At 34.4% G+C, this 6,712-nt stretch carries 8 protein-coding genes; 1 reads left to right on the top strand and 7 read right to left on the bottom strand.

Annotation, left to right across the window (positions count from 1 at the left end):
* Positions 1-147 precede the first annotated feature (147 nt).
* On the top strand, positions 148-357 hold the full coding sequence (locus QZN33_RS04565) for a hypothetical protein (protein ID WP_296789771.1): 210 nt from the start codon (positions 148-150) through the stop codon (positions 355-357).
* A 331-nt stretch (positions 358-688) separates the two neighbouring features.
* Here the strand turns inward: QZN33_RS04565 and QZN33_RS04560 are convergent, their stop codons facing one another.
* The 7 genes from QZN33_RS04560 to QZN33_RS04530 form a co-directional block, all read right to left on the bottom strand.
* Positions 689-1,006: a transcription factor S gene (locus QZN33_RS04560; protein ID WP_296789770.1), complete on the bottom strand. Its 318-nt coding sequence runs from the start codon at positions 1,004-1,006 to the stop codon at positions 689-691.
* A 67-nt stretch (positions 1,007-1,073) separates the two neighbouring features.
* The gene (locus QZN33_RS04555; protein ID WP_296789769.1) at positions 1,074-1,508 is read right to left on the bottom strand and encodes a hypothetical protein; all 435 of its coding nucleotides are present in this window, start codon (positions 1,506-1,508) and stop codon (positions 1,074-1,076) included.
* Positions 1,509-1,605: 97 nt separating this feature from the next.
* Positions 1,606-1,929: a DUF2149 domain-containing protein gene (locus tag QZN33_RS04550; RefSeq protein ID WP_296789768.1), complete on the bottom strand. Its 324-nt coding sequence runs from the start codon at positions 1,927-1,929 to the stop codon at positions 1,606-1,608.
* Positions 1,930-1,936: 7 nt separating this feature from the next.
* Entirely contained in the window at positions 1,937-2,578 is a 642-nt protein-coding gene (locus tag QZN33_RS04545) for a MotA/TolQ/ExbB proton channel family protein (protein WP_296789767.1), read from the bottom strand.
* Between the two features lie 17 nt (positions 2,579-2,595).
* Positions 2,596-3,306, bottom strand: coding sequence for a DUF2162 domain-containing protein (locus tag QZN33_RS04540; RefSeq protein ID WP_296789766.1), 711 nt, complete (start codon positions 3,304-3,306; stop codon positions 2,596-2,598).
* 237 nt (positions 3,307-3,543) lie between these two features.
* Positions 3,544-5,895 carry a right-handed parallel beta-helix repeat-containing protein gene (locus tag QZN33_RS04535; RefSeq protein ID WP_296789765.1) on the bottom strand — a complete coding sequence of 784 codons (2,352 nt, stop codon included), beginning with the start codon at positions 5,893-5,895 and terminating at the stop codon, positions 3,544-3,546.
* A 29-nt stretch (positions 5,896-5,924) separates the two neighbouring features.
* Complete coding sequence (locus tag QZN33_RS04530) at positions 5,925-6,290, bottom strand: hypothetical protein (protein ID WP_296789764.1); 366 nt, start codon at positions 6,288-6,290, stop codon at positions 5,925-5,927.
* Positions 6,291-6,712 lie beyond the last annotated feature (422 nt).

The following is a 6,712-nucleotide window of genomic DNA, read 5'->3' as shown; positions in this document are numbered from 1 at the left end:
AAAAAAACTACGAAAATCACATTCAAAATAAGTACGCCCAACTTGCAATTCATCCACAACCTAAAAGAGGTCGTGGTATTCTTGCATTATTAAGATAAAAAAGAGATCAGTGAAAATAAAAAATTAACAGAGCACCTGCAGAAGCTATTGCTCATAAAACTCAAAAATTGGAAAGATTACAAACCAATAAGAGGAATAATCGAAGATTTCTTTAAAGCAGCCAAAGGAGCATTCGGATTAGGAAAATTCCACAGCTTTACAGACAAATCCATGTACAAAAACATTTATTTATGCTTATTATTAACAGCAATAGTCGTACAAACAGGATTCAAAACAAAACAGAACTACAACAACTAGCTGAAGGAAAAATAGAATTTCAACCACCAAAAAAGAAAAACACGAAAAACAATAAAAATACCAAAGAAAACAAACAAAAATCTAAAACCCCATCAAAAACAGGACAACAAGAACTAAAAATCAAAGAAAAACAGACCAATACTACGCTAGATTCATTCCAATGAATCTAGCACCCTATAATATTATATTATAGAGTAGAAAAAATTAAAAAAAAGTATTGTAATCTAAATTTACCTAGATGCAAATCAGTTAATTTGAAAATTTTTTAGAAACAATCCAAATTATTTAATTTAAAAAAAAAGAATAATGTTTTTGAAATAGAAAATCATATCTAATTGGAACTTCTCCATGTGTTACCGCATTTTGCACAGCGTATAAAATTGGTCGGAGCCTCATCAGCAGATCTTGTCTGTACTGTCCACCAGTAGCCTTTTGTTCCGCCGCATTTATAGCAGGTTATTTTAGTTGTAGGCAGTGCAACATTATTGTTGTCTGTAACTATAACTTTTGCTTGAGGATTTTTTTCACCTTCCATAGTGTACTGCTCTTTAATATCTTCATTTTTCAAGGATTTCACATAGCCGCAGCTACATTTAATCTTGCCGTCTTTCGGCATCAGCATCTTACCACAATCAGGACAGAATTCCATGTTATTATTCACCATTAAAAATCAATAAGTATTAATTTAATTAAAGCTATTTATAAAATTTGGCACATTAATCTGAAAGGTGTTTTTGCCTTCTATATATTATGAAATTAAATATCAGCATGACAACTGCAATCACAGCAAAATAAAATTCCCTGCCTAAAGGAACATTAAAAACTGATCCGCTTAAGTTTAAGGTTACATTTTCAGCTGCAGGAAATACATTTGGGCCGAAAATCAACGGAAGGGCAAATACTAATATTATATCAAACAATGCGCATAAAATCAATACAGAAATAAATCTGAGATAGTTGTTGGGAATTTCACGAGCTTCAACAACATTATTCAAAGAATAGACAGACAAAAAGTACAAACCAAAAAGACAGGCAATATATATTCCCAAATTAAATTTTAAAGAAATGAATATGTATGATATGACAATAGCTATCAAGAATGAGGATATAAAATTAAAAATTGAAACCCTAAAAAAGTTTGCACTTACCATTAAATCACCAGTATACTATCAAGAAATATATTGATTTTTAAGATATATAATGATTTAGAAAAAATAGAAAAAAATAGAAAAAAAATTTGAGGGATTTCTATCCCTCGACCATAATCAGCTTACCCGTTGAAGGATCTTTGTAAACTTTACCCATCTCGGTATAACCCTGACCTGAACTGTTTGAGGTGTCCGGTGTCTCGTTCAGCTGCTGGCCCTGATCCACTTCAGTCATAGTCTGCTGCTGCATCTGTTCCTGAATATTCTGATTCGGGTCTATCATCGCCTGCATGTTCCAGCTTATGATAACAAAAACCAGAAAACCAACCGCAATAACAAGCATTGCATCCACAAGGTTGGATGTACCTGCCATCGGGTCTTCTTCAACTCTTTTAGACCTTCGTCTGCTTTGCTTTCTTACCATAAAATCACTAGTTCATTCTGTCAAGTACTGCATCGATTAATGCGTCCAAATCTGAGAGGTATCTGTCATACCATCCGGATCTAATTTTACCAAGAACATAACATAAAGCACCGGAACCGATACCCACAATAGTTGTGTTGAATGCAACTGTAAGGGAACTTGCAAGAGTATTGATGTCCCCTGCACCTAATGCCGCAAGACCCGGACCCATAGGAATCAATGTACCCATCAATCCTAAAGTAGGTCCGATACGGGTAATGATATCGGTTTTTTGTAATGTTGATAATGTTTTTTCTTCTTCAAATTCAAATAATTTACGAGCTAATGCTTCTCTTGAATCTTTTCCTAAAGCCTCGGAAGATGCAATTTCATCTAAAACCTTCTTTTGAGCTTTTGGAATTTTAGCAGAAGAAATTATATTTTTCAACTCATCAATAGTCTGTGCATTATTGATGTCATAAATCAAATCTCTGATAGTGCCTACTGGAACTTTTTTTCTGGATGTATACTCGGCAATAACTCCTCCCAATGAAATAATTGTAATGATAACAATTACAAGCAATATTACAAGTACAGGAATTGTTAAACTTTGTGAGATAACATCTAGAGAGCCTGTTAAAAATTCTCCACCTGGAATATTTAAAGCCATATTTTTTCACCTAAAATTTATTCTAAAATAGTTCTTCCGTTTCTTTTCAGGATAAATCCTCCTGCAATTAGAATAGCGAATGCTAAAATAATCATCAGAATATCCTGAGGAGAACCAATAGTTATAGGAGTTGTTGTTTTAGATAGAGCTCCTGCAATGTTTGGAATTACAATAGCTGAAAGCAAGAAATATGCACCAAGCAAAAGCATGAAATTTCCCAAAACAACCGGATAAGGTTTGGAAATAAATCTTATAATAGTGTTTGATGCAATATAGGTTACAATCATAACTCCAACGAGCGCTGCTGCAGCATACCAACTTAAGTTAAGTGAACTGACACCGATTGTTGGTGCTACAATCAGAACACTTGCAATAATTGAACCAAAACAACATGGACAAGGAGCAATAATAGCTAGAGAAGTCGCAGTAGATGTATTTTTATCGTGTATTTTCCATTCTCTTATTGTAAATAAACCTGCAACAATCATGATTGAAGCCATTATAATATAAAATATTGTGTTATATCCATAAATGGCCTGAATCAACTGTTCTGCATATAAAGAAGCAATAGCGGAAATCAGAACCACTCCTCCACCATATGCAATACAGATTATTGCAAATAATCTTTTTGACAAATTGGCCAGACCTGATGCGAGACCTATTTTTACACCGAAAACAAGTACTGACGCAAAGATACCGACCTGCCATAAAACACTCATCATATCCATATTAATATTCTCCATATCAAATTGATTTTAAAAATTTACAATTAATTATTACTATAATAAAGTATATAACATTTTATGAATTGTCGATATGAATTCAATAAAACATCAATATTATATTTAATTTCATATTTAAAAAAGATTAAGATTTAACATTTCAGCTATGAAAAACTTTTAAGATTTTCCAAAAAGTTAAAAAAAAATAAATGCTTGTGGAGCTTGCAAAAAGTGATGATTAACTCACTCTTTTTTATATAATCCCACAAGACTAATCAAAATAGCTAAAATTATAAGTAAAACAGGGTTTCCGCAGACAGGTAATGCTTCTTCATTTTCAACCTCAGGACTTTCACCATAGGAGCCATGATGATTATTTCCACCAATCTGTACGGTTGTAAAAGCACTGCCGTAGTCTGATGCAGTTACTGTGGCCAAACCTTCCCTGTCGCCCCGCATATATGCGCTCGCTTTTCCGTTTGTCCAGTTTAAAGTAACTGACTTTTTGCCGTTGAAGCTTCCCAGATCACTTGACAGTGTGACTCTAGGTCCTGAGAAAAACAATTTGGCCTTTGATGAATGATCCCTTCCGGAAGAATCTTTATAGACATCAACGGTTATTTTTGAGTATTCTCCTTTTTCAATGTATTTCGGATTTGCACTGACAGTCATGACCAGCCATGGACTGTAATCGATTTTTCCCTTGTTGCTTTTGAATTTTGAAGCCGGAGGTTTTGAATTGCTACCCCACCAGTTGTGTCTTGCATCAACTACACCTGAAGTTGCATTGTCAAGGTTGGCGAACATTTTGTCTAAAAATGCTCCCAGAGAAACACTCATATTACGAAGTTCCTCTTCAGTACAGTTTTCAAACATTTCCTGTGATTTCAAAAGCAGATATGCAAGTTCCTCATTTGACATTCCAGGGTCATAGTCATATGATTCCAGAACAAATCTTCTTGTACTGTCCTTTAAGACATTGTATTTCAGATTTACAGCACGATTATAATGAATTTCAGCAGGTCTCATAACCGCAAAACCTGTTTGAGTACCGCTTCCTTCAATATTGTTTCCTATTGCAGAAAAATTTCCGTTGACTGTAAAATTTGTGTTGTTGAAGTTGAAATCAATATTCTTAATGAAATCGATTATCTCCTCAATGGTTGCATTCTGAGGAATTGTTACATTGGCTCCGCCTGCATCAACGCTTAATGTGATTCCGGTTATCAGCAACCCCTCCTCAGATTTGAGGTCATAAACAATGTTTTTATTGATTCGGGCGTTTCCAAGTGACACCACATTGATTGCCTTGATGTTTCGTGATTCAAGATCAGTGATGTTATTTCTGGATACGTCAACCATTGCCTTGAAGTTTGTATACTCTATTGCTGTAGCTGAGATTGCGGTAAGAAGTTTATCTGCACGGATATTTTTCAAATCATTGTCTGAAACATACACATCAACACAGCCGACACCTGTTGTTGTTATGCCTGTTGCAGTAGAGTTTTCACCTACCGCTTTAACATCCCGAACTTTAACATCATGAATCAGAGTTTTTGAAGTGTCATTCTGCCCTATTGTTGTTACAGAAACGCTCAGCCCTGTTGCAGATGCATTTGCATTGCTGCTTGTTGAGATTTTGCTTACATCCAAATCAGACACATCGATTGTAGGCAATGTTGTATTGAGTGAAAAAACATCTACATAAACCCCGTATGCCTCAACTGCAGCCAAAATGTTTTTGACAACATTTCCTCCAACATCCAAACCTGTTAAAGTGTCAAATATGCTGTTTGCTCCAATATCAAGCCCGTATGCAGAATCTTTCAGCGACTTGACATTCGAAACATAGTTGTCGGTTACGCTAACCGTCAAATCATCTGATACAATTCCGATTCCGTTTACCTTGATTCCTATTGCAGTTCCATTTTCCCGAGTATTTACAATGTTTATAACCCTGTTTCTTGAAACAATAGGATTGTATGTGTTGATTGATATTCCCGCACCGTTAAGACCTGTGATATTGTTTCCAACAATAAGAGTGTTGTTAATTACTCTTATTATTATTTCACCGGAGACATTTCTTGCAAAGTCATCTGTTGCAATCCCGATGTTTCCTCCGGTTATTTTATTGTCAGTTATCCTGCATCCGCTTGCATTGACATATATTCCTGTTCCGTTAATGTCGGAAATCCTAATGTCAAAGCCTGAAATGGAAGTGTTATTTGCATCTGGAAGAATCATGAAAGCTGTTTTTGAGGATTTCAAAACAGCTCCGTTACTTTTCAGTGAAAGTTCCTTTGAAACAATGACATCTTCCTCATATGTTCCGCTTTCTACAGTTATTGTGCTTCCGGGACTTGCCCTGTCAATTGCAGACTGGATTGATTCTCCTTCACGAACGCTGATTTGTGAAGCATCTAAAATATCCTCATCCTCACTAACTTCAATAGAAATATCTTCACCAATGCCAAGAGCAAAGCCATCATCATCTATGAGGATTTCGCCATCAGATGAAGTTGTAGTGTTGTCGATTGCAGAAACTGAACCTGCAAAGACAAAAATAAGTAAAAATAAAAAAAGTTTATATTTCATTTTCATCAAAAAAATTAAAAAAAAGAAGGTTATTTAGCCTGATAATAGAAGTAAATTGTTTCTATACCATCGCCATTTGATTTACCATCTTTTAAAGTCTCGTTTCCTTTAAGCAATGTGACAGTGGTTGTACCGCCTCCATACTGGTTGACAGTTACACTTGCCATTTTCAAATCAGTAGTGTTTAAGTTTATGGTCTTTGATCCGACACCCTCAGCAGAGGAATAATTGCCGTCAACTGTCAGGTCTAATCTCCATTTGGCAGTTGTATTAATTTGTAATGTACAATTGCCGTCATCTGTTGCCGCATCAGTACTGGATACGGCAGTCACCATTGTTAATGCACAAATTATAATAATTATTGCACCGACTATACCGAACTTCTTGTAATTCATAATACCACCTCAATATTAGAGTAGTTAATAATAGATTACACATTCTAATATATAAATTATACAGTTTGACAATAATATTTAATTAATCTAAACATGCGAAAAAAATTTTAAAAAATAATGTCCGAATAAACTATAATTAATCTAATTTTTATACAATTACTATTTATAACCACGTTATAATTTTTTACATCCAGAATTAAAAAAAGATTATGAAAAAATATTGGACAAAATTCATTATTTCGGCCAAACTAAAAAAAATAACCCTTCAAAAGTAAAAGCAACCGAAGCTATGAGTCCATTAAAAAACGTCCTCTGAAAAAGAAAAAACATCACTGCCAACATGGAGCAAAAAGATTTCATCAGCAAAGTTTTTGAAAAATCACTCTTCAAAAGAAAATTTTATAGTTACTTATGAGTAATAT

The organism is uncultured Methanobrevibacter sp. (assembly GCF_900314615.1).
In the GTDB taxonomy this organism is placed as follows: domain Archaea; phylum Methanobacteriota; class Methanobacteria; order Methanobacteriales; family Methanobacteriaceae; genus Methanocatella.
This window is presented reverse-complemented; position numbering and strand designations above follow the sequence as displayed.

Excerpts from the sequence above, each read along its gene's own strand:
- QZN33_RS04560 (WP_296789770.1), bottom strand. The coding sequence starts at position 1,006 with ATGGAATTCTGTCCTGATTGTGGTAAGATGCTGATGCCGAAAGACGGC.
- QZN33_RS04555 (WP_296789769.1), bottom strand. The coding sequence starts at position 1,508 with ATGGTAAGTGCAAACTTTTTTAGGGTTTCAATTTTTAATTTTATATCC.
- QZN33_RS04550 (WP_296789768.1), bottom strand. The coding sequence starts at position 1,929 with ATGGTAAGAAAGCAAAGCAGACGAAGGTCTAAAAGAGTTGAAGAAGAC.
- QZN33_RS04545 (WP_296789767.1), bottom strand. The coding sequence starts at position 2,578 with ATGGCTTTAAATATTCCAGGTGGAGAATTTTTAACAGGCTCTCTAGAT.
- QZN33_RS04540 (WP_296789766.1), bottom strand. The coding sequence starts at position 3,306 with ATGGATATGATGAGTGTTTTATGGCAGGTCGGTATCTTTGCGTCAGTA.
- QZN33_RS04535 (WP_296789765.1), bottom strand. The coding sequence starts at position 5,895 with ATGAAATATAAACTTTTTTTATTTTTACTTATTTTTGTCTTTGCAGGT.
- QZN33_RS04530 (WP_296789764.1), bottom strand. The coding sequence starts at position 6,290 with ATGAATTACAAGAAGTTCGGTATAGTCGGTGCAATAATTATTATAATT.